Origin of the sequence: Mesonia sp. HuA40, from assembly GCF_008017835.1 — a bacterium.
In the GTDB taxonomy this organism is placed as follows: domain Bacteria; phylum Bacteroidota; class Bacteroidia; order Flavobacteriales; family Flavobacteriaceae; genus Mesonia.
The window spans coordinates 109,571-132,257 of the sequence record NZ_VRLT01000056.1; the positions used below are offsets into that span (position 1 = coordinate 109,571).

Annotated in this window: 17 protein-coding genes; 9 read left to right on the plus strand and 8 right to left on the minus strand. The window is 36.2% G+C overall.

The window, feature by feature from the left end; genetic code table 11:
• Window positions 1-122 precede the first annotated feature (122 nt).
• Both FT993_RS09290 and FT993_RS09295 read left to right on the plus strand, forming a co-directional pair.
• Window positions 123-1,412: a hemolysin family protein gene (locus FT993_RS09290; RefSeq protein WP_147862269.1), complete on the plus strand. Its 1,290-nt coding sequence runs from the start codon at window positions 123-125 to the stop codon at window positions 1,410-1,412.
• Between the two features lie 123 nt (window positions 1,413-1,535).
• Entirely contained in the window at window positions 1,536-3,656 is a 2,121-nt protein-coding gene (locus FT993_RS09295) for a peptidylprolyl isomerase (protein WP_147862270.1), read from the plus strand.
• Between the two features lie 59 nt (window positions 3,657-3,715).
• Here FT993_RS09295 and FT993_RS09300 read toward each other — a convergent pair whose 3' ends face one another.
• Both FT993_RS09300 and FT993_RS09305 read right to left on the minus strand, forming a co-directional pair.
• Window positions 3,716-4,636, minus strand: a complete 921-nt coding sequence (locus tag FT993_RS09300; RefSeq protein ID WP_147862271.1) for a GYDIA family GHMP kinase — start codon at window positions 4,634-4,636, stop codon at window positions 3,716-3,718.
• Window positions 4,623-5,939, minus strand: coding sequence for a hydroxymethylglutaryl-CoA reductase, degradative (locus FT993_RS09305; protein WP_147862347.1), 1,317 nt, complete (start codon window positions 5,937-5,939; stop codon window positions 4,623-4,625). Before FT993_RS09305 ends, FT993_RS09300 begins: the two co-directional genes overlap by 14 nt.
• A 168-nt stretch (window positions 5,940-6,107) precedes the next feature.
• Here FT993_RS09305 and FT993_RS09310 point away from each other — a divergent pair, with 168 nt between their 5' ends.
• From FT993_RS09310 to FT993_RS09325, 4 genes are read left to right on the plus strand one after another with little or no spacing between them, the layout of a single operon-like run.
• Window positions 6,108-8,291 carry a S9 family peptidase gene (locus tag FT993_RS09310; RefSeq protein WP_147862272.1) on the plus strand — a complete coding sequence of 728 codons (2,184 nt, stop codon included), beginning with the start codon at window positions 6,108-6,110 and terminating at the stop codon, window positions 8,289-8,291.
• 16 nt (window positions 8,292-8,307) lie between these two features.
• Window positions 8,308-10,122 carry a peptide MFS transporter gene (locus FT993_RS09315; RefSeq protein ID WP_147862273.1) on the plus strand — a complete coding sequence of 605 codons (1,815 nt, stop codon included), beginning with the start codon at window positions 8,308-8,310 and terminating at the stop codon, window positions 10,120-10,122.
• 11 nt (window positions 10,123-10,133) lie between these two features.
• Window positions 10,134-12,242 carry a peptide MFS transporter gene (locus tag FT993_RS09320; protein WP_147862274.1) on the plus strand — a complete coding sequence of 703 codons (2,109 nt, stop codon included), beginning with the start codon at window positions 10,134-10,136 and terminating at the stop codon, window positions 12,240-12,242.
• A gap of 45 nt (window positions 12,243-12,287) precedes the next feature.
• Window positions 12,288-12,827: a thioredoxin fold domain-containing protein gene (locus FT993_RS09325; protein ID WP_147862275.1), complete on the plus strand. Its 540-nt coding sequence runs from the start codon at window positions 12,288-12,290 to the stop codon at window positions 12,825-12,827.
• Here FT993_RS09325 and FT993_RS09330 read toward each other — a convergent pair.
• The 5 genes from FT993_RS09330 to surE are packed head-to-tail and all read right to left on the minus strand — an operon-like array spanning window position 12,824 to window position 17,530.
• Window positions 12,824-14,845: a ComEC/Rec2 family competence protein gene (locus FT993_RS09330; protein ID WP_147862276.1), complete on the minus strand. Its 2,022-nt coding sequence runs from the start codon at window positions 14,843-14,845 to the stop codon at window positions 12,824-12,826. The genes FT993_RS09325 and FT993_RS09330 overlap by 4 nt on opposite strands.
• Window positions 14,846-14,872: 27 nt before the next feature.
• Window positions 14,873-15,349: a C40 family peptidase gene (locus FT993_RS09335; protein WP_147862277.1), complete on the minus strand. Its 477-nt coding sequence runs from the start codon at window positions 15,347-15,349 to the stop codon at window positions 14,873-14,875.
• Window positions 15,346-16,461 (minus strand): lipid-A-disaccharide synthase, encoded by a 1,116-nt coding sequence (lpxB, locus tag FT993_RS09340; RefSeq protein WP_147862278.1) that lies wholly within the window; start codon window positions 16,459-16,461, stop codon window positions 15,346-15,348. Before lpxB ends, FT993_RS09335 begins: the two co-directional genes overlap by 4 nt.
• A 12-nt stretch (window positions 16,462-16,473) precedes the next feature.
• Window positions 16,474-16,755 carry a hypothetical protein gene (locus FT993_RS09345; protein WP_147862279.1) on the minus strand — a complete coding sequence of 94 codons (282 nt, stop codon included), beginning with the start codon at window positions 16,753-16,755 and terminating at the stop codon, window positions 16,474-16,476.
• On the minus strand, window positions 16,748-17,530 hold the full coding sequence (gene surE / locus FT993_RS09350) for a 5'/3'-nucleotidase SurE (protein ID WP_147862280.1): 783 nt from the start codon (window positions 17,528-17,530) through the stop codon (window positions 16,748-16,750). The genes FT993_RS09345 and surE overlap by 8 nt, the downstream gene beginning before the upstream one ends.
• Window positions 17,531-17,801: 271 nt before the next feature.
• Between surE and FT993_RS09355 the strand changes: the two genes are divergently transcribed.
• Genes FT993_RS09355 through FT993_RS09365 form a run of 3 tightly spaced genes read left to right on the plus strand, consistent with a single transcriptional unit; the run spans window position 17,802 to window position 21,468 of the window.
• Complete coding sequence (locus FT993_RS09355; protein ID WP_147862281.1) at window positions 17,802-19,946, plus strand: carboxy terminal-processing peptidase; 2,145 nt, start codon at window positions 17,802-17,804, stop codon at window positions 19,944-19,946.
• On the plus strand, window positions 19,946-21,061 hold the full coding sequence (locus FT993_RS09360) for an ABC transporter permease (protein ID WP_147862282.1): 1,116 nt from the start codon (window positions 19,946-19,948) through the stop codon (window positions 21,059-21,061). Before FT993_RS09355 ends, FT993_RS09360 begins: the two co-directional genes overlap by 1 nt.
• A 17-nt stretch (window positions 21,062-21,078) precedes the next feature.
• Window positions 21,079-21,468 (plus strand): HIT family protein, encoded by a 390-nt coding sequence (locus FT993_RS09365; protein ID WP_147862283.1) that lies wholly within the window; start codon window positions 21,079-21,081, stop codon window positions 21,466-21,468.
• On the opposite strand, the gene FT993_RS09370 is transcribed toward FT993_RS09365, so the two are convergent.
• On the minus strand, window positions 21,458-22,615 hold the full coding sequence (locus FT993_RS09370; RefSeq protein WP_147862284.1) for a HAMP domain-containing sensor histidine kinase: 1,158 nt from the start codon (window positions 22,613-22,615) through the stop codon (window positions 21,458-21,460). The two genes, FT993_RS09365 and FT993_RS09370, sit on opposite strands and share 11 nt — an antisense overlap.
• Between the last annotated feature and the right edge of the window lie 72 nt (window positions 22,616-22,687).

Below are 22,687 nucleotides of genomic sequence, written 5' to 3' on the forward strand. Positions count from 1 at the left end.
ATGCTTTGGAATAAAGACCGAAGCCAAGCTTATCTATTTAGTTTTTTTGTAATTCTGGCAATCTTTATGTTCTTTTTTAAACGAAGGTTTAGGAAACGCATAGAGAAACGCAATCAGCAATAATGGAGTTAGATCTTTTTATAATTTTTTTATCCTTAGTTCTCTCCGCTTTTTTTTCAGGAATGGAAATCGCCTACGTTTCATCCAATAAAATTCATATTGAAATTGAAAAGAAACAAAATGATTTTCTAGCTAAAGTATTAGCAAAGCTTACCAAAAAACCATCCAAGTTTATCGCAACCATGTTGGTAGGCAACAATATAGCCTTAGTGATTTACGGTTTTTTTATGGGTGATTTATTAGTAGAATTATTGCAACAAACCGTAAATTCAGATACGCCCGCTTTTTTTTCCTATTTGGTTAACGAAGCCCTGCTTTTTACACAAACTTTAATTTCTACATTGGTAATTCTATTTACGGCTGAGTTTTTGCCCAAAGTGTTTTTTCAGATATATGCCAATACATTACTTAAGTTTTTTGCTTTACCAGCTTATTGCTTTTACCTCCTCTTTACTCCGGTTTCAGCATTTGTCATTTGGATATCAGATTTAGTGCTTAAACTTTTTTTTAAAACCGAGGGCGATGAGGTGCAATTGGCTTTTAGTAAGGTAGAATTGGGGCATTATATCAACGAGCAAATGGATGCCGTTCAAGAAAATGATGAGATAGATTCAGAAATTCAAATCTTTAAAAATGCGCTTGATTTTTCAGAGGTTAAGTCTCGAGAAGTTATGGTACCTCGAACAGAAATTATTGCCGTAGATCTAACCGAAAGTCCACAAAACCTAATTAAAATTTTTACCGACACAGGCTTGAGTAAACTGTTGGTCTACAAAGAGAGTAATGATGATATTATAGGCTATGTGCATTCTTTTGAATTGTTTAAAAATCCGCAAAGTATAAAAGATATAATGATACCAGTGGTGTATGTGCCCGAAACTATGCTGGTGAAAGACGTATTAAATTTACTGATTAAAAAACGAAAAAGTATTGCCGTAGTGCTAGATGAATATGGTGGTACAAGTGGTATGATGACGGTCGAAGATATTGTAGAAGAGTTATTTGGGGAAATTGAAGATGAGCATGATGCACCAATACTCATCGAAGAAGAGCTAGCCGAAAACAAGTACAAATTCTCGGCTAGAATGGAGGTTGACTACATAAACGAAACCTATAAATTAGATCTCCCCGAAGAAGAAAACTATGAAACACTTGGTGGGCTCATTGTTCATCACACCGAAGAAATTCCTCAAAAAGGAGGGCAAATCATGGTGAATGATTATAAAATTACAGTGCTCGAAGTTTCCAATACAAAAATAGAATTGGTACAAATAGAACGATTAGAAGATTAAGATTATACTTAGAAAATTGCTTTAAAAATAAGAATAAGCCTAAGTTTTTCTTTGAAAAATATTTTATTATCTGTATAAATATCTTATTTTCGCCCACTATATTTAGATAAATAACCTTTAAAAATGGCAGTATTAAATAAAATTAGACAACGTTCTGTTTTTCTAATCATCATTATCGCATTAGCTTTATTTTCTTTTGTTTTAGCTGATTTGTTTAGAAGTGGAGGATTTTCGGGTGCTAAAGATCAAAACATCATTGGTGTTGTAAATGGAGAGGAGATTAGCCGCGAAGCTTTTGCAAGACAAGTTGAGGGGGTTCAGCGTAATTCAAGAGGTAACTTAACCACAGCACAAGCCGTAAAGCAAGTTTGGGAAAATCAAGTAAACCAGACTTTGTTAAGCGAGCAGCTTGAAAAATTAGGCCTGCAGGTAGGAAACGATCAAATCAACAACAGTATCAAGCAACAATTTGCAGGTAATCCAAACTTTACCAATGAAAATGGACAATTTGATTTTGCTAAAATGAAAGAATACATTGCTAATTTAAAGGCAAACTCTCCAGAGGCATATCAACAATGGGTGAGTATAGAAAATAATATTGCTCAACAAGCCAAAGCACAATTGTACTATAATCTTGTGCGAGCAGGTGTTGGGGCAACTTTAGTTGAAGGCGAGCAAGCTTATAAAAAGCAAAACGATCAAGTTAACTTGAATTTTGTACAAATACCTTACGAAAAAGCTGGAGAAGTAGAAGTAAGTAAAGAAGATATTAAGGCTTATTTACAAGATAATAAGAAAAAGTATACCACCGAAGCTTCTCGTGCTATACAGTATGTGTATTTTGAAGAAAAGCCTTCGCAAGCGGATGACGAAGAAACCAAGGAAGAGTTGATGAGCCTATTAGAAGACAGAAAAATCTACAATGAGGTTTCTAAAATGGAAGAGGAAATCAAGGGCTTAAAAAACACTACTGATTATCAAGAATTTATTAATGAGAATTCTGATTTAGCCCATGAAGATCGCTTTAGTTTTAAAGATGAACTTCCAACCGCATTTGCAGACGCACTAATGAGTACCGAATCCGGAGCTATATACGGGCCGTACAAACATAATAACTTCTGGAAAGCCTCTAAGGTAATTGAGTCAAAACAAATGACAGATTCTGTAAAAGCAAAACATATTTTGGTCGCTTATTCGGGAACTGCAGTTGGTCAAGATCTAGAACGTACCAAAGAAGAAGCCAAAAAATTAGCCGACAGTTTAAGTGCAGAATTGAAATCCAATCAAGATTTATTCAAAGATTTCGCACAAGAGTTTTCTGCTGATGCGTCTACCAAAGATAAAGGAGGCGACTTAGGTTGGGTGAACTATAGAAATACGAATAGCTCAGACTTTATTGACTACCTTTTTGCAGATAGTTCACCAAGTTTGGGGGTAACAGAAACAGAATTTGGTTATCACGTAGTTTTGATTGAGGAGAAAAAAGAGCCTAAAAAGGCAATTAAAATTGCAACAATTGCCAAAGAAATAGAACCATCTGAAAAAACTGGTAATGATTTATTTGCTGAAACTACAAAATTCGAAATCGCAGCCGGCGAATCAGATTTTAAAGAAGTAGCCAAATCAAATAATTATGAGGTTAAAGAAATCAACGGTATTAAAGAGATGGATGAAGCTCTAGGCGGATTAGGTAATCAAAGAGCGATTGTGCAGTGGGCTTTCAATGAAGATACAGCGGTAAACGACATTAAACGTTTTGATGTACCTACAGGATATGTTGTGGCACAATTGACACAAAAGTATGATAAAGGCCTTATGGCCGTTGAAGAAGCTTCAGAAGAAGTTACACCAATTATCAAAAAAGAAAAACAAGCAAAAATTCTTCTTGATCAGATAGGTAGCTTTGATAGTTTACAAGACTTAGCATCTAGCCAGCAGGTTGGGGTGAAAAATGCTAACGCTGTTAATTTAGAGAATCCGGTCTTACCAGGAGCAGGTTCTGAACCACAGGTAGTGGGTGCAGCTTTCTTTTTACCTGAAGGTAAACCAAGCGCTCCAATTAAAGGTGAAAAGGGTATATATGTTGTAGAAGTAACTGGCAGAACGGCTGCTACACCCCTAGATTCATACCGTCTGATTGCAGAGAGAGAGTCGAAAGAAAGAGCCAACCAAGCAACTAATGCTTTGATGAAAGCTTTGAAGAATTCGGCAGAAATCGAAGATAAAAGAGCTAAGTTTTACTAAGTTCTTAACCTAGATCTAGGTTTATAAAATAAAAAAAGCAGCTTTTAAAGCTGCTTTTTTTATTTTATAAAGTCCTGGAAAGAAAAATAATTAGTGTAACCCTGGTGAATGAAATAGTCCATATCTTTTGCTTTTCTTGTGGTTACCAACACAAAATCTCCTCCCCAGCCCCCTAAGCTTTTTATGGTATAAGGATAATCCTTAAAGCGCTCTTCTTTTACCGTTTTAATATCCAAAACTCTACTTAAAACCGATTCGCTTTTTTCTAACGCTGCTTCAAAATCGGTTAGGGTTTGGGCAGTCAATAAATTTTGGGTTATCCTATTTTGTGCCTCGATTAGATGCATGCGCTGGTTTTTTTCTAGCTGCTGATAATGCGCAATAGCCTCCCGACTATTTTTTTTCTCATTTAAATAAACAAAAAAGAGTTGCTCCTTAAAATGGGGGGTGAAATGTATAGGTTGTACGTTTGGTGTATATGGGTGGCTGGTTTTCTTATAAAGTATGGCTGTGCTAGCATCCGCGCAAGCGAGATCATAACCGCTGCCGCCAAAAGTATTCTCGAGAAGTTCATAAGCGTTTATTCCTGCCCATTTACTTAAAGCGTAAATAAGGGTAGAAGAAGAGCCCAAGCCCCAATCTTTATCAAATTCTAGCTGGCTGGTTATTTTGTAACCGCCAGTTTGCGTTAAATCTGGGTTTTTATTAAAAATGAACTCTAGGATCTCTTTTAAGCGGATTATTTCAGAGGTTGCTGGCGTTATTTGTTCGAATAGCTGGTTATTTTCAAGCTTAAAAATAACTTCAAACCATAGGCTGTTATCGGCAAACAGGCTTTTCCATTGAATTTCTGGTTCATTAATTTTTTCAAATCTAAAGATTTGACCCAGTTGGGTAGGGAGTGCCAGACTTTGAGCGCCATCAAGAACCCCATATTCGCCAGATAATAAGATCTTACCGTTTGCTCTAATTTGCTGCATCACGCATTGCGTTTAAGGTTTCGACTACTTCGGTATGGCTTATGGTTTTGTTCTCATACATTTTGGCAATGGTTGTTTTTTCTTCTTCGGTAGCCTGAAATTGGTTTAAGATATTCATTAAGTGCATTTTCATGTGGCCCTTTTGAATGCCTGTAGTGGTTAATGAATTTAGGGCAGCAAAATTTTGTGCCAATCCGCAAACTGCGGCAATACGCATAAGTTCTTGGGCATTTGGGTTGCCCAGCATTTCTAAAGCTAATTTAACCAATGGATGCAATTTAGTTAAGCCGCCTACAGTACCCAAAGCTAGAGGTAAGCTCATTTCAAAAATAAATTCATCGTTTTCAATGCGCGCATCGCTCAAACTGCGATAAGTACCTGTTCGGCTAGCATAAGCGTGCACGCCTGCTTCAACGGCTCTAAAATCATTACCTGTGGCCAAAACCAGGGCATCAATTCCGTTCATAATTCCTTTATTGTGCGTCACAGCCCGATAAGGCTCTACTTGAGCAATTTGTACAGCTTGTACGAATTTTTGTGCATACTGTTTGGCTTTATCTTGATCTTCAGCTAGTGCCGATACTGGGCAGCTAACCTGTGCTTTGACCAGACAATTGGGTACGTAATTAGATAATATACTCATTACCACTTCAAGCTTATGTGTACTTTTTGCTAATGCTGTATTCACCTCTTTTTCCCATAACTTAGCCATAGCTTCTAGGCAAGAATTGATGTAGTTGGCGCCCATGGCGTCTAAGGTTTCAAAACAAGCATGAATTTGATAATAATTTTCTAAGGCATCGGTTTTGTCTATTAAGTCAATTTTCGTAAGTCCGCCGCCTCTTTTTATCATATTTGCGCTTACCTCATTGGCCGTTTGAATTAAGCTTTGTCTTAAAGCATTAAATTGTGAGAATAAAAAATCGGCTTGACCATTAAAGGTAAAATGTATTTGTCCTACCTTTTCTGTTCCTAGAATTTCGGTTTTAAACCCGCCTCTGCTTTGCCAAAATTTAGCTGCATTGCTGGCAGCAGCCACCACAGAACTTTCTTCTATGGCCATAGGCAAACTGTAGAAATGGCCATCGATTAAAAAGTTAGGGGCTACGCCAAAGGGAATGTATAAGTTGCTAATGGTGTTTTCGGTAAATTCATCGTGTAATTGTTGTAGTTGTTGGTTCGAATTCCAATACTGCATCAAAGTTTGTTTGGCCAAATCTGCATTTTGAAAAAAATGAGTTGCTAGCCATTCGATCTTATCTTGCTTACTTAATTTAGAAAAACCTTGAATTTGCTTCATTATATTTGAATTATTACTGGGCAAAGATACTAAGCTCAATTCAATTAAAAGCTAAGAAGATAATGAAGCTAACTTTTTTACTTAACATAATCTTAGTATTTAACAACAAAAACCCGTAAAAATCCGTTAATTTTTAGTAAACTTGGATTCGTAAAAAATGAAATATAGATTATGAGAATTTTTAGGCCTTTCGCGCTAGTTTTTTTTATGGGTATTTTTTCGTTAAGTGCTCAAAATAAGCAAGTTACTTTAGAAGAGATTTGGGGAGGAGCTTTTAGGCTGGCCTATATGGAATCTTTAACTTCATTAAACAACGGAAAAGAATATATAGTGCAACATTACGACCGCAGTAACCAAAATATGCGGGTTGATGCCTATAGCTACGAGACGGGCGAGCAAACGAGAAATATTTTATCTTCAAATAAAATCAAACAACTTAATTATTTCGAGACCTACCAGTTAAGTCCTAATGAAAATTTTGCTTTGTTGGGAGTAAATACAGAGGCGATCTATAGACGTTCTACCCGCGCCATTTACTTTGTTTATAATTTAAACAATGGAGAGAATATTATGTTAGCTGCTCATCCAGTTCAAGAGCCTCAATTTTCGCCAGACGAAACCAAAGTAGCCTATGTTTACGAAAACAATATTTACGTTAAAGATTTAGCTTCTGGAAACACCACTCAGTTAACCCAAGATGGTAAAAAGAATGAAATCATAAACGGGATTACCGATTGGGTTTACGAAGAAGAGTTCGCTTTTGTTCGCGCATTTGATTGGAGTGCAGATGCTTCTAAGATAGCTTACTTGAAGTTTGACGAAACCCGTGTTCCTGAGTTTTCAATGGATATTTATGGGAGTTATAACAATCAGTTATATCCTAGTCAACAGGTGTTTAAATACCCTAAAGCGGGTGATGATAATGCTAAAGTGAGTTTGCATATTTTTGATTTAAACCAGAAAGAAAGTAAGTCGGTTAAGCTGCCAAAAAATTATGAATATTTGCCGCGTTTAAAATGGACCAAAGACAAAGATGTTTTAAGTGTACAGGCTTTAAACAGACATCAAAATGAAATGGATTTATTGTTTGTAAATGCTACTTCGCTTGAAGCGGATGTAATTCTAGAAGAAAGAGATGAGGCCTATGTAGATGTTACCGATAATCTTACTTTCTTAAACAACAATAGCTTTATTTGGACAAGTGAAAAAGACGGCTATAACCATATTTATCATTATAGCAAAAAGGGTGAGTTAATCAAACAAGTAACTCAAGGTGATTGGGAAGTGACAGCGTTTTACGGATTTGACCCCAATACGGGAAGAATCTTTTTTCAAAGTACAGAGAACGGTAGTGTAAACCGCGATGTATATAGCATTTTGGCTAATGGAAAAAATAAGCTGCGTTTAACGCCTAAAACTGGAACCAATAATGCAGACTTTAGTGCAGATTATAGTTATTTTATCAATGATTATTCAAGTGTTAATACGCCAAGCGTCTACACTTTACATCAAGCTAAAAATGGCAAGTTGGTACGTAAAATACAAGACAATAGTGCTTTAGCAGAAAAAGTAAAAGACTACGGTTTTTCTCCAAAAGAATTAAGCACCATCCGTGTAAACGGCGAAGATTTAAATATGTACATGATTAAACCCCAAGATTTTGATGAGAATAAAAAATACCCGATGCTGATGTATCAATATTCGGGTCCTGGTTCGCAATCGGTGGCCAATACTTACTTTTCTACTAATGATTATTGGTGCCAATTATTGGCCAACCAAGGCTATATAGTAGTTACCGTTGATGGTCGAGGTACGGGGTTTAAAGGAGCTCAGTTTAAGAAAGTCACCCAGAAAGAATTGGGTAAATATGAATTAGAAGATCAAATCGCTGCTGCAAAATTATTGGGGGAGCGTGATTATATAGACGAAGATCGTATTGGAATATGGGGTTGGAGTTTTGGTGGTTATATGTCTTCAAATGCAATTTTTAGAGCAGGAGATGTATTCAATTTAGCCATCGCAGTAGCACCCGTTACAAGCTGGCGTTTTTATGATACTATATATACAGAGCGTTACATGACTACACCTCAAGAGAATCCTACGGGTTACGATGAGAATTCACCCATTACGCACGTCAGCAAATTTGACGATACCAATCATTTTTTGCTTATACATGGTAGCGCAGATGATAATGTTCACGTACAAAATACCATGCAATTAATCGAAGCTTTGGTGCAAGAAAATAAACAATTTGATTGGCGCATATATCCCGATAAAAACCACGGAATTTACGGAGGAAATACCCGCTTGCACTTGTATACACTAATGACAAATTATATTTTAAAAAACTTATAAATCAACCTAAACATAAATGGCAGCAATTACGAGAGAAAGAAGAGAAATTTTTGGACACCCAGTAGGGCTTTTTATATTGTTTTTCACCGAAATGTGGGAGCGATTCTCCTACTATGGAATGCGGAGTATTTTAACCTTGTATATTGCGGCCTCGGCCACAGCGGTAGATCCGGGTTTGGGATGGAGTAGTAAAGATGCCATTTGGCTGTACGGTTGGTATACTATGTTGGTATATGTTGCCTCAATTCCTGGAGGTTGGATTGCCGATAAATTTTTAGGCCAAAAGAAAACGGTAATGTGGGGAGGTATACTGCTGTGTTTAGGGCATGGTATTTTAGCGATTCCCCAAGACTGGGCATTTTTTACCGGCTTACTGCTTATTGTGTTGGGAGTAGGAGGACTTAAGCCAAATATTTCAACAATGGTAGGTGGTCTCTATGAAGAGGGTGATATTAGAAGAGATAGTGGTTTTACTATTTTTTATATTGGTATTAACATCGGTGCGTTTTTAGCTAGTATAAGTGTAGGTTTGGTGGCCTATTATTACGGATGGCACTATGGATTTGGTCTAGCTGGTATAGGAATGTTGTTAGGTCAAGCCGTTTATATTTGGGGACAAAAGTTTTTAAAAGGTGTTGGAGAATTTAGTGGAGGCTCTTTGGTAAGTGCCGAAGAAAAGGAAGCAGCCAAAAGACCACTAACTAAGATAGAGAAAGATCGAGTAATCGTCTTATTCATTTCTTTCTTGATTGTTATTGTTTTTTGGGGTGCCTTTGAACAAGCTGGTGGATTAATGAACTTGTACACCGATGCTAAAATAGATAGAAGCATTGGTTTAAGTTGGTTAGAAGAGATTCCAGCTGGTGTTTTTCAATCGCTTAACGCCGCTTACATCATAATTTTTGGAACCGCAATTGGAGCCTTCTGGGTATGGTGGAAAAAGAAGGGTAGAGAGTCTTCTTCACTTTTCAAAATGGCCATAGGTACTATTATTATGGGACTTGGATATGTATTCATGATGTTTGCATCACAAGAAGCCAGTCAAGAGACTTTTGGTAAAGCAGCTATGTTTTGGATTTTCTTGGCTTACTTATTTCACACTATTGGTGAATTGAGTACATCTCCTGTAGCCTTATCTTTTATCACTAAGCTTGCACCGCTTAAATATGCCTCGATAATGATGGGGGTTTATTTTGCAGCCACTGGTTTTGGTAATAAATTGGCAGGAAGCATTGGGGAGTCTGCTCAGTTAGAGCCCTATTCGGGAACGATGCTATACAACAAAGAACAGATTATTCCTTTTATGTCAAAAGATAGCATTGAGATTAAAAACGAGCAAAATAAAGTGGTTACGGTTTATGATTACCCGATAAACCAAGATAAAAATTTCACCCTTAAATCAACCGTTTTCTTAGAAAATGATCAGGTTAAATTTAAACAATACCAAGCAGAAAAAATCTTAAACCCGATTTTTGAATTGGATGATGAGGCGGTGAATAAGTTCAAAACAACACTTCAAGAAAATCAAGTAACAGCAGAAAATCCTTATCACGCGATCTTAACATTTGAGAAAGATCCAGATGCCGCCCAGCAAGTAGAAAATAAGGGAGATGGTAAAAACTATCAGGTTTCTTTTGTCTTGAGCGAAGAGCAGAACAAACAAGAATACAATACCTTTTTGTTCTTGACTATTTTTACAGTGGCCTTCGGATTTTTAGTAATCCTATTTCTGAAGAAACTAAAGAAACTAACCCACGGAGCAGAAGATAAAGAAGTAGAAAAATTGGAACAAGAGGGCTACGAAATAGCCGATACAGAAATAAAAGAATAATTTAAACACCTATGTCAGCAATTAGTGATACTCAGCACAGTGAGTTTTTTAAAAGTAAAGTTTTAGGCCATCCAGCCGGTTTATTTGTCTTATTTTTCACAGAAATGTGGGAACGCTTCTCTTTTTACGGGATGCGTGTGTTATTGATTAACTTCTTAACCATGGCAGCCATTGGTTATAATCCTGGTTGGGAGTGGACTACCGAAAATGCTGGAGCACTTTTTGGTACCTATGCCATGTTGCTTTATATCACGCCAATTATTGGTGGAGTTATCGCCGATAAATTTACAGGGTATAGATGGGCAGTAGTTATTGGTGCAGTAATAATGACTTTGGGACACGCCGCAATGGCCGTTGAAACTGAGTTTTGGTTATACATAGGATTAGCTTTACTGGTAATTGGTACTGGATTCTTTAAGCCTACAATGACCTCAATAATCTCCGAAATGTATAAAGATTTGCCCAAGAAAAAAGATGGTGCATATACCATTTTTTATATGGGTGTAAATGCCGGTGCATTTTTTGGAATGATGCTTTGTGGTTACTTAGCTGAGCGCGTGGGTTGGTCCTGGGGATTTGGTCTAGCGGGAGTTTTTATGCTATTAGGGACACTGCAATTTTGGTTAGCTAAACCATTATTTGGGAAAATAGGAGATGTACCTTCTAAAGAAGAGCAAAACGTTAAGCAAGAAGTAGAAAGTGACGGAGAACCTGTAAAATACAATCCGTTTACTAGTATAGATAAAATCTTAATAGTCATTACCTCTATAATAGGATTAGCATATGCCATTAATGACCCGCTTTCTAAAATCGCTGACATCAATTTGTTTCCATTTGAGATGTTTGGAATGGAAGGGCAGTATGTAGTAGTACTATTTGGTTTGGTGCTCTTTTTGTATCTTACTTTAGGGCGTATAAACAGATATGCGACCGTCGTGCGTAATAGGATGTACGCTGTTATTGTTTTTGCATTCTTTACCGTTCTCTTTTTCTTAGGTTTTGAGCAGGGCGCTACCTCTTTGGTTCTTTTTGCTCGTGATTATATCGATCGAGAACTCATTGGCAATGCAGCTATTACTTTTAACATTGTAAACGCCTTATTAACCATAGTTCCATTAGCTATAATTACCTATGTTTTGGTGCTTTTAGCGAAACAGACCTTCGCAAAAATTCCTGGATCAAATATTGTTCTAGCGATTTGTTTTGTCGGAATATGGGGAGTGGTTATTTATATGCTAAACAGAGATTTTAATACCACTGCCTATGAAGTGGAGTTTCAAGCTCAAAAGGTTGCGGTTATAGATGAAGAAACCAATGAGCCTAAATTGGCAAAGAATGGTGAGTTAATTTTTATGGAAACACCAATCTCTGTTGATCAAGATATTTCCCAAATTGAAAATGATATTATCACTAAAAAAGTGGTGATAGGTGAGGCTTTTAGTGATTTTAAAGAAGGACAAGAAATCAATATCATTACCAAAGACGCAAACTTCGCTAAGTTTGGCTATTTAACTCCAGAAAGATTAGAAGCCGCTAAGAAAAATGCCGAAAACTTAGGTCGAGATAGTGGCGTGATTCAAGCTAAAGTTACACAGGTTAAAAATCACTGGGTTGAGATTACTGCTTCTTGGTTTAGTATTTTAAATTCATTCTTTATCATTGCGTTTGCAAGTTTATTCTCTAAATGGTGGGAGAGCAAATACAACCCTTCTGCACCACAGAAATATGGTATAGGCCTTATCCTATTGGCACTAGGTTTTGGTATGCTTGCTTTTGGTACCTTTGGAGTAGAAGACGGGGTTAAAGTTAGTATGATCTGGTTAATATTGGCTTATCTCTTTCATACCTTTGGAGAGCTCTGTATTTCACCTGTAGGTTTATCTTACGTATCCAAATTAGTTCCTGCCCGTATGATTGCCTTTATGTTTGGTATGTGGTACTTGGCAATCGCAATAGGTAATAAATTTGCCGCCGTACTGGGTGGGCAACTAGAGAATATTAGAGAAGAATATTCACTAACTACCTTTTTCTTGATTTTTACGGTGGTCCCAATCGCTGCTGGTCTATTGATAATCGCGGTGAATAAACCTATTAAAAAGTTAATGAAAGGGGTAGATTAAAAAAGTGGAACAATAATTGTTTCTTAATGCATTAAAATTTATCGTATGAAAAAAATAATAGGGGCGCTAGTTTTATTACTTAGTTTTAGCACGCAAGCCCAAGAAATCAATTGGATGACTATGAATGAAGCTTTAGAAGCTCAAAAAGAAAATCCAAAGAAGATCTTTATGGATGTTTATACTGATTGGTGCGGACCTTGTAAATTGCTAGATAAAAACACATTTAGTAATAAGCAAGTTGCGCAGTATGTGAATAAACATTTTTATCCGGTGAAGTTTAATGCAGAGGGAACAGAGGAAGTAACCTATAAAGATTTCACCTATACAAACCCAAAATATAAGCCGGGAAGAAAAGGTAGAAATAGTCAGCATCTTTTTGCTCACGCTCTTAAAATTACAGCTTACCCTAGTATGGTCTTCTTTGATGAAAAAGGAGAAGTTATTTCTCCAGTAGCGGGATATCATACCCCTTCTCAGCTTGAGATTTATTTAAAGATGATTGCCAACGACGATTACAAAAATTTAAAAACAAGCGAAGCCTGGACAAGTTATCAAAAAAACTTTAAGGGAGAATTTAAAGATTAAGGTTTAGACATAATGTAAAAGGTCCCTTTCTTTGCGCTGTCAAAGAAAGGGATTTTTTCTTTTAAGGCAGTTCTTTGCCAACGGGTAACGTAACTTTTGTAATTGCTTTGATCGGCTACAATGGTTTTAGGCTGTACGAGTTTTATTACGCGCTCTAAATTGATACGAGGAGAATGACTTAACCACAATACGTCTACTGGTGTTTTAGAAGGTTTTGTGTAAAATTCATTGTCAATACGTAGCACCGATATACCATCTATTTCTAAAGCCCGATTTAAGCGTTTATTTTGCTGAATATCGTTGATGAAATACTTAGTTTTATAATTGTCTAAAACCTTTGTAGGCACAATAGAATCGGTGTAGATCTGCATTGCGTTAGGATTATGTATAGCTAGGGTGCTGGTTTTATAATAAGGTAAAATCATAGCTTTACGGATTTGTTTTGCATTTTGATAGTCTATGATATAAACCAACTGTGTGGCTATTAGTGCACTCAGTGCAAACAATCCGAATATTCTTTTTTGCGAACTATAAAAAAATCCGATAAGGCTAAAAAAAGAAAAGACAGACAAAGCTAACATGTATTTAGAAAAATACACGTGGTCAAAGTAATACGCATCTTGCTGGGCAATAGACTCAATAACCCACATTAAACCATCAATTATGTGTGTAGTTAATTCTTGAATCCATTCTAATTCAATAAAATAAAAGCTCCCCATAATGCTGATGATGCAACTAAGAAGCACCAAAAATAGGAAGGGCAAAATCAATAGGTTAGAAATAAGAAATAATCCTGGAATCTGATTAAAATAATAAAGCGTAAAGGGCAGTACTCCTATTTGCGCACTTAAGGTAACCGAGGCCAATGCCCAAGGCTTACGAATCAACCAGGTCTTTTTAGAAAATAAATTATAAATAATTGGGTAAAAAAATAATATAGAGGCTACCGCAAAATAACTGAGTTGAAACCCTACATCAAATACCAACCAAGGATCTATAAACAGTAACAACATAGCCGATAGCGCCAAACTTGTAACCCCATTGGTTTTCCGCTTATTTAAAGTAAGAAGAATAAAGAAACTAAACATCGTTACGGCACGGGTTATAGAAGGGCTAAAACCAACCAGCCAGGCATACAACCATAGAACAATAACTATAAGAAAAACGCGCAATGCCCGAGTCCATTTATTATATTTTAAAAAATAGGTAATTCCCTGCAACAATAAAACGATGAGCCCAACGTGTAATCCAGATACCGCCAATATGTGAACTACACCTGCTTTTTGAAACTGTTGATAAGTGCTACGCTCTAAAAGATCTTTATTTCCTAAAACTAGAGCATTGATAAAAGCTATATGCCGTGGCTTTAATTTAGTTTTTTTAAGTTGATGATTTATTTTCTTTTTGATGACTCCAGAGTGGTCTAACCAAGTTGGATTACTATTTTTATGATGAATAATTTCGTTACTAGCTACCCGAGTCTCCCGTGTCACGTGTTTATTGGCTAAGTATTGTTTGTAGTTAAACTGTTCGGGAAATTGGGGCTCTTTTAAAGGAGTTAAATTTGTTTTAGTAATGATTGCATCTCCAGGTTGATAATTAACTGTACTATCTTTTAAATACACCCGTAATAAAACAAGATTGTTTTGCCGAGAATCGGTTGGGTTTTTAATTTGTGCAATATAGTTGCTAAAAGAAGTTGAACCTTTTAATTCTTGCTTTAATTTTAAGTGTAAGAGCTGGTTAGGTTGTGTTTTTATTTCTTGATATAAATAATGCTTTTGCAATTTGACACAAAAAAATCCTATAACTAAGAAGGTTATCAAACTGGTTACACTAAAAATTCTTAGGGGCAACCAACTTCTCTTTTGGTAAAGAAATACAATTAACCAACTAAATAGGGTGGCAAGCAATAAAGAGAAAGCAAAGTCAAATTTACATGTGTAATTATGCCCTAAGAATATGCCTATTACAAATGCAAGAAAAAGCCACAAAAAAGAGGTGTTGAGTAACTTCATTTGGTTAAGTTACTCAAAAATAGTAATTTATAAAATCCTTTTTGCTAAAACATAAGCCTTCTTCCAATAGTTTTCCTCTAATTTTGATACTATTACACCACGAGAGGTTGAAGAGTGTATAAAATAAATGCCAGATTTGTTATGATTAACTACTAGCCCAACGTGATTAATACGTCTACGGCGTTTATTTGTTCTAAAAAAAACCAAGTCGCCAGGTCTTATCTCTCTTTGTCTAAGTGTTTTCCCTTTTTTAGCCATTTCGCTAGAAACACGCGGTAAGCTAATATTCTGACTTAAAAATGAGGTGTAAATAAGCCCAGAGCAATCCATACCTCGCTTCGTGGTTCCGCCAAATTTATATGGTGTGCCTTCAAAACTACGTGCGTGGGAAATGATTTTTTCGGCTGTGGTTTTATTTTTATAATTTTTTGATGCCACCTCGCGCTTGCTTCCACAGGCAGATAGTATTAAAAGTAAGAGTAGAGAAAAGGCTTTTATTTTCATGCTTTTATAGAATTATAAATTAATTTGGCGGTTCTTTCGCTAGCACCTTTACCTCCCAATTTTTCGCGTAACTGCTGATAATCTTCTAAGATTTGCTTACGTTTTGCCGATTGGAGAATTAAATTCAATTCCTCTCGCAGCTTTCGCGGATTAAAATCATTCTGAATCAATTCTGTTACAACAGGCTTATCCATGATAAGGTTCACCAAAGAAATATAGTTAAGCTTAATAATGCGTTTAGCGATTTGGTAAGAAATATAACTCCCTTTGTAGCATACCACTTCTGGAATATTAAATAAAGCGGTTTCGAGAGTAGCTGTTCCCGATGTAACAAGTGCTGCGGTAGACACCTCTAGCAAATCGTAGGTTTTATTGTTAATGACAGATACCCTATTCTTAGCTAAAAATGGCTCATAATAAGCTAGGTCTTGACTAGGAGCACCGGCTATTACAAATTGGTAATTGGGAAAATGCGGTACCATTTCCAGCATGGTTTTTAGCATTTTGCTAATTTCTTGCTGTCGAGAACCGGGCAGCAAAGCAATGATGGGTAAATCGTTTAAATTATGTTCAGCGATAAAAGCTTGATGAGAAATCGAGGGCCGTTGATCTATGGCATCAAGTAAAGGATGCCCCACGAAATGCACCGGAAACTTATGCTTTTGCTCGTAAAAATCTTTTTCAAAGGGCAAAATAACATACATGGCATCGATGTCTCGTTTAATGGCTTTAATCCGGTTTTCTTTCCAAGCCCAAATTTGTGGAGAAATATAATAATGCGTTTTAAAACCTTGTTTTTTGGCCCATTTGGCAATTCTAAAATTAAAGCCTGGATAGTCTACAAAGATTATAACGTCTGGTTGAAAAGTACTAATATCGGCTTTGCAAATTTTTATATTTTTAAAAATGGTATTTAAATTGGCTACCACTTCAATAAAGCCCATGAAGGCTAAATCTCTGTAATGTTTTACCAACTTTCCGCCTACAGCTTGCATCAAATCGCCTCCCCAAAATCGAAATTCTGCTTTTGCATCCTGCTTTAATAAAGCCTTCATAAGATTGGCGGCGTGCAAATCTCCAGAGGCTTCTCCTGCAATCAAATAATACTTCATAAACGTTTGAGGTTATAAAAATTCAAAATATATGATACTTAAGCCGGCAAGTAAGGTGGCTAAAATTACGCCGCGAGCACGGTATATTTTATTTTTTTTAATGTATACAAAAAATGGTAAAAAATTAGCAATTGCACCCAATGCGATAACATTTCCTAGTACGTTATTTTCATAAGCCATAGCCAAAGAAGTCTCAACTTTATATTCTGAAAAAAAATATAAATACATAAATAGTCCGGCCATGTTGGCAAAAATTCCAACAACAAAACCGATAAATATTTCCTTTTTAATCATTTAAATTCCAGTTATTTATGGTGTTAATGGCTTTGTGAGCAGTAAGGTCAAATTGTATAGGTACAAGCGAAATATAATTATTAGCCAGAGCCCACTCATCTGTATCTTCGCCTTCATCTTCGTTTATAAAAGTGCCGGTAAGCCAGTAATAATCTCTACCTTGCGGATTGGTGCGCTTGTCAAATTCTTCACGCCAATGCGCTTTTGCTTGTCTGCAAACCTTTATTCCTTTAATCTCCTCTCGTTTGAGCTTAGGTATATTTACATTTAGAACCACACCAGGGGGAAGTTTATTTTCTAAAACATTACGAGCAATGCGTTCCACAAAATCCTCACAAGCAGAAAAATCGGCTGACAGACTGTAATCTAATAAAGAAAAGCCTATAGCAGGTATGCCTTCTAAACCGGCTTCTACGGCTGCACTCATAGTGCCAGAATAAATCACATTTATTGAGGCGTTTGAGCCGTGATTAATACCACTCACGCATAAATCGGGTTTTCGCTTTAAAATTTCCTGCTTGGCTATTTTTACGCAGTCAGCAGGGGTTCCCGAACAGCTATACTCTAAATGATTGGCCGATTCTTCAACGTTTAACGGGTCGCAATAGAGATTGTCGTTTAGTGTAATGGCATGTCCCATTCCGCTTTGCGGACTATCTGGAGCCACCACTACCACATCTCCAAGTTTATTCATTATTTTTATAAGAGTGCGTATTCCTGGTGCAGTAATCCCGTCATCATTGGTAACGAGAATCAAAGGCCTTTTGTCTTCCATTCTTTTTTTAAGCTAAAATAAGCAAATTGATAGAAACTACGATTAAAGTAGCTATTAAGTGATAAATTCAATTATTTTTACGGCTATGCATTGTTTCGGTTAAACCGATTAATGCAAAATACTTATTCAGCCTAGGCTGCTATGCTAACTCTGTTTTAGCAAAAATTTATTAGCTGATTATTCAATAAAACTATTTATTATTTTTAATTTAGACCTTGGCATAATTTTTATGCTTGTAGTAAGAAGAAATTCTATGATAATAAAAACGTTTATGAAAAGAAATTCAATTATATGGTTACTTGGGCTGCTGTTTGCGGTTGCCTCTTGCAGCTTTACCACCAAAAAATTTGATACCGATGAAAACTCAGATAAAGACCAAGTTCTTATTGAGTTAATTACTTATGTTTTAGAAAAAGGTCATTATGATCCCAAAGATATAAACGATCAATTTTCACAATCTGTTTATGATGATTTTTTAAATAAAATCGATCCGCGAAAGCGCTATTTTACCACAGCAGATATAGGTGATTTTTCGGTGTATGAAGAGCAAATAGATGATCAGATAAGATCGAGAAATTTAGATTTCTTTAATTTGGTTTATGAACGTTTTCTAGAGCGTATTGAAGATTCTAAATCGTATTACACCGAAATATTAAACGAGCCTTTTGATTTTTCTGAAAAAGAAAGTATTAATCTAAATTATGAAAATTTACCTTTTGCCAGTTCTAAACGAGAGATAAGAGAACGCTGGCGTAAGCAATTAAAATATTCAACCCTAGGTTACTTTTATGATCTAAAAGAAGAACAAAAGCTAAAGAAAGAAAATGAAACTGAAGATTTTGTTGAAAAAACAGACAAGGAGTTGGAGCGAGAAGCACGAGAGAAGGTGAAAAATTCTTTAGATGAATTTTTTGATTTGACAGATGATTTAGAACGTAAAGATTGGTTTACCGTTTATGTTAATGCCATTGTAGAAGGTTTTGATCCGCATTCGTTTTATTTTGCACCGCAAGACAAAGAACGCTTTGATATACAAATGTCTGGTAGTCTAGAGGGTATTGGTGCTCGCTTGCAAAAAAAGATGGACGAGATTAAAATTATGGATATTATCTCTGGCGGTCCCGCCTGGAGAGGAGAAGAACTTGAGGTTGGCGATGTAATTCAAAAGGTAAGGCAGGAAGATGAAGAAAAGGCAGTTGATATCTCAGGAATGCGATTGGATGATGCTGTAGGTTTAATAAAAGGTCCAAAAGGCACCACCGTACATCTTACGGTTAAGAAGGTGTCGGGAGCTATTGAAGAAATTTCAATTGTTCGTGATGTGGTTGAAATTGAAGAGACTTATGCCAAAAGCGCTATGGTAGAAAAAGACGATCAGAAATTTGGTCTTATTTATTTACCAAAGTTTTACTTTAATATAAATGATGCCAAAGAACGTAATGCGGCTAGCGATGTGCGCAAAGAAATAATTGAACTCAAGAAAGAAAATATGGACGGTTTGGTGATTGACTTGAGAAATAACGGAGGAGGATCTTTATCTACCGTTGTTGATATTGCCGGACTTTTTATAGAGAAAGGACCTGTAGTTCAAGTTCAAGACGGAGATAAACGCAAAGAGATTTTAAAAGATAAAGATGGCGAAGTACTATGGGACGGTCCGTTGGTAATTTTGGTGAATGAGCTGTCTGCTTCAGCTTCAGAAATTTTAGCCGCAGCTATGCAAGATTATAAGCGCGCCGTAATTATTGGTGGCAAACAAACCTATGGTAAAGGTACCGTACAAGGTGTAATCGACCTGAATAGATGGATGCGAAATAGCGATTTGGGAGATATGGGAGCTTTGAAGGTTACACGCCAGAAGTTTTACAGAATTAACGGAGGTTCTACCCAGTTAGAAGGAGTAAAAAGCGATGTGGTAGTGCCCGATAAATACAGTTATATAGATCTTGGAGAGAAAGACCTAAACAACCCCTTGCCCTGGGATCAAATACAACCAGCGAATTATAGCTTGTGGGACGGGTACGATAATATTGATGCTGTGATTGCAAAAAGTAAAAGTAGAATTTCACAAAATAAACAGTTTAATTTAATCGATAAAAACGCAAAGTGGATTAAAGCACAAAGAGATCTAAATCAATACAGTATAAATTATGAAGACTACGTTGCAGATTTAGAACAGAGTGAGGCTGTATTTGAGGAGTTCGAAAGTATAAACGATTATAAAACCAATTTGAGTTTTTCATCTTTAACAGTAGAGGAAATGTTGTTTGAAACCGATACTACCTTGCAAGAGAAGAGAAAACGCTGGCATAAAAATTTGAGTAAAGATGTGTATGTAGAAGAAGCTATTTTTGTTTTAGAAGACCTGGGTGCAGGCAGCCAAAACAAGAAAACAGCTGCAAACTTTAGAGACTAATGCAATACGAGTCTGGGTCACCAACCAAAATGGCACTCCAAAAATTTAAGTCAAATTTTTGGGGTGTTTTTTGTTTGATTTATATTATGGTAATTGGGTTTATGGCCCTTTTCGCATATGTTATAGCTCCAGACAGCTCTGTCAATGCAAATACGATGAATCTGAGCATTCATTCTCAGCCACCAGGCTTTCAGGTTGAAATGTTAATCCTTCCGCAGAGAAGTGGTAATCATCACAAAAACAACTGGGAATGGTTATTGGGTGAAGAGGATACGCCACAACAAATACCATTTAGTCGGTTAAAAATTGAAGAAAATGAAGTTTTGGTGTATCCATATAAAAAAGATGCACAAACTTCTTTAGGCTTGCCCCAGCGTTTTGAACTTTCTCGCTTTAACGGATTAACAAATTTAGAAGCTATACAAGAGGCATTTGTTAAAAAACATACATTTTTATTGGGTACAGATAAATACGGTAGAGACCTATTTAGTCGCTTATTGGTTGGGAGTAGAATCTCACTATCTATCGGTTTTGTTGCCGTATTTATTTCATTAATAATAGGACTTAGTCTGGGTGCGCTTGCGGGATATTTTGGAGGTTTTATAGATGCCACTATTATGTGGTTGATTAACGTAATGTGGTCTATACCCACTCTACTATTAGTAATAGCGATTACCTTAGCTTTGGGTAAAGGTTTTTGGCAAGTTTTTATTGCTGTAGGTTTAACCATGTGGGTTGAGGTGGCGCGAGTAGTTCGCGGGCAGGTGATGGGAGTGAAAAAATTACAATATATAACAGCTGCTAAGGCATTGGGTTACTCGCACAGCAGAGTAATTTTAAAGCATATCTTACCTCAAGTAATAGCGCCTTTAATTGTTATCTCTGCAGCCAATTTTGCGGCAGCCATTTTAATTGAAAGCGGATTGAGTTTCTTGGGTATAGGTGCTCAACCGCCAACACCAAGTTGGGGCGGTATGATCAAAGATCATTATAGTTATATTTTGCTGGGCAAACCCTACTTGGCATTGGTTCCTGGATTAGCCATTATGAGTTTGGTCATGGCCTTTATGCTAATAGGAAATGCTTTACGCGATGCTTTAGATGTTAAAACATAAATTAAAAATAAATAATTATGGCTAGTATTTTTTCAAAAATAGTGGCGGGTGAAATCCCGAGTTATAAAATTGCAGAAGATGATAAATTTTATGCCTTCTTAGATGTAAATCCTAATGCAAAAGGACACACTTTATGCATTCCCAAACAAGAAGTAGATAAAATATTCGACTTGGATGAAGAAACTTATATAGAATTGATGCGGTTTTCTAGAAAGGTGGCTAAAGCAATAGAGAAATCTATTCCGTGTAAACGGGTAGGTATGGCTGTTATCGGGTTAGAGGTGCCTCACGTGCATGTGCATTTAATTCCGCTACAGCGTATGGAGGACGCCAGCTTTAAAACCAAAGTGAAATTGAATGAAGAAGAGATGAAAACAACCTGTGAGGCAATACGTTCTAACTTTTAATCTTTTTTAATTTTATTTCAAAACAAGTACCTTGATTCAATTCGCTTTTGAGCACCCTAACTTTGCCCTTATGGTAGGTTTCTATAATGCGTTTGACTAAAGATAAACCAAGACCCCAGCCTCTTTTTTTGGTTGTAAAACCAGGTTTGAAAATCTTTTTAAAATCAGATTTAGGAATTCCTTTTCCTGTATCTGAAATGTATAGTAACACCCATTGCGCGTCTTCTCGCATCTCAATTTTGAGCGTGCCTTTACCCTTCATTGCGTCGATCGCATTTTTTACTAGATTTTCAATCGTCCAGCTGAATAGCTGTTCGTTTAGATTTACAAAAATAGAATGCTTGGGTAAATCTACATTAAATTGAACCAGTTTTGAGGTTCTGATTTGCAAATATTGACTCGTCTCAAGTGTAGCTTGAACCAGATTAGTAGGTGTTAAATTAGGAACAGAGCCTATCTTACTAAAACGATCGGTTATGGTTTGTAGCCGATTTATATCTTTTTGTATTTCTTGAACATAATCGGGGTTGATGTTTTCACTTTTAAGAATTTCGATCCATCCCACTAAGGAAGACAAGGGTGTACCGATTTGATGCGCAGTTTCTTTGGCCATTCCCGCCCATAACAAACTTTGTTCTTCACTTTTTGAAGTGATATGGAAATAGTAAATTATACTCAAAAAAAGAATAATTATAAAAATGACAAAAGCTGGGAAGTAAGTGAGTCGCTTTAGGGTGTCTGAATAGCCATAATAAACTATATTAATGGTTTCATTGTCATCTTTAATCTCTATGGGTTGGTATTGTTTTTTAAACTCTTCGATTAAAGCCAACTTTTTTTCGCGTGTGTTAACTTTATCTTCTTCAATGTTTCTCGAATTATAGCTGTCGTCACCAACCGAGTAAACCAACATGGGTGTGGTTGTGTTTGAACTAAAGATTTCAATAACATTATTACTGAGACTTGTGCCAGAATTGGGGGTTGACACTTCAGTAAAGGCATTTACCCAGATCTCCATTTTATTTTTCTCTTCTTCTTTGATGCGCTCAAAAAAAATAGAAACATTCCATAAAAATAAACCTACAATTACTAGAGAGGCTATGGTCACAAACCAACGGGCAAAACTACGTTCTTTAAGGTAAAGCATAGGTTGTTTTAAAATTGAAAGATAATCTTTTTTATAAAAACAAAGCTATTTTTTATTAGCTCGGTACTTTCC

Excerpts from the sequence above, each read along its gene's own strand:
- FT993_RS09290 (WP_147862269.1), top strand. The coding sequence starts at position 123 with ATGGAGTTAGATCTTTTTATAATTTTTTTATCCTTAGTTCTCTCCGCT.
- FT993_RS09295 (WP_147862270.1), top strand. The coding sequence starts at position 1,536 with ATGGCAGTATTAAATAAAATTAGACAACGTTCTGTTTTTCTAATCATC.
- FT993_RS09300 (WP_147862271.1), bottom strand. The coding sequence starts at position 4,636 with ATGCAGCAAATTAGAGCAAACGGTAAGATCTTATTATCTGGCGAATAT.
- FT993_RS09310 (WP_147862272.1), top strand. The coding sequence starts at position 6,108 with ATGAGAATTTTTAGGCCTTTCGCGCTAGTTTTTTTTATGGGTATTTTT.
- FT993_RS09315 (WP_147862273.1), top strand. The coding sequence starts at position 8,308 with ATGGCAGCAATTACGAGAGAAAGAAGAGAAATTTTTGGACACCCAGTA.
- FT993_RS09320 (WP_147862274.1), top strand. The coding sequence starts at position 10,134 with ATGTCAGCAATTAGTGATACTCAGCACAGTGAGTTTTTTAAAAGTAAA.
- FT993_RS09325 (WP_147862275.1), top strand. The coding sequence starts at position 12,288 with ATGAAAAAAATAATAGGGGCGCTAGTTTTATTACTTAGTTTTAGCACG.
- FT993_RS09330 (WP_147862276.1), bottom strand. The coding sequence starts at position 14,845 with ATGAAGTTACTCAACACCTCTTTTTTGTGGCTTTTTCTTGCATTTGTA.
- FT993_RS09335 (WP_147862277.1), bottom strand. The coding sequence starts at position 15,349 with ATGAAAATAAAAGCCTTTTCTCTACTCTTACTTTTAATACTATCTGCC.
- lpxB (WP_147862278.1), bottom strand. The coding sequence starts at position 16,461 with ATGAAGTATTATTTGATTGCAGGAGAAGCCTCTGGAGATTTGCACGCC.
- FT993_RS09345 (WP_147862279.1), bottom strand. The coding sequence starts at position 16,755 with ATGATTAAAAAGGAAATATTTATCGGTTTTGTTGTTGGAATTTTTGCC.
- surE (WP_147862280.1), bottom strand. The coding sequence starts at position 17,530 with ATGGAAGACAAAAGGCCTTTGATTCTCGTTACCAATGATGACGGGATT.
- FT993_RS09355 (WP_147862281.1), top strand. The coding sequence starts at position 17,802 with ATGAAAAGAAATTCAATTATATGGTTACTTGGGCTGCTGTTTGCGGTT.
- FT993_RS09360 (WP_147862282.1), top strand. The coding sequence starts at position 19,946 with ATGCAATACGAGTCTGGGTCACCAACCAAAATGGCACTCCAAAAATTT.
- FT993_RS09365 (WP_147862283.1), top strand. The coding sequence starts at position 21,079 with ATGGCTAGTATTTTTTCAAAAATAGTGGCGGGTGAAATCCCGAGTTAT.
- FT993_RS09370 (WP_147862284.1), bottom strand. The coding sequence starts at position 22,615 with ATGCTTTACCTTAAAGAACGTAGTTTTGCCCGTTGGTTTGTGACCATA.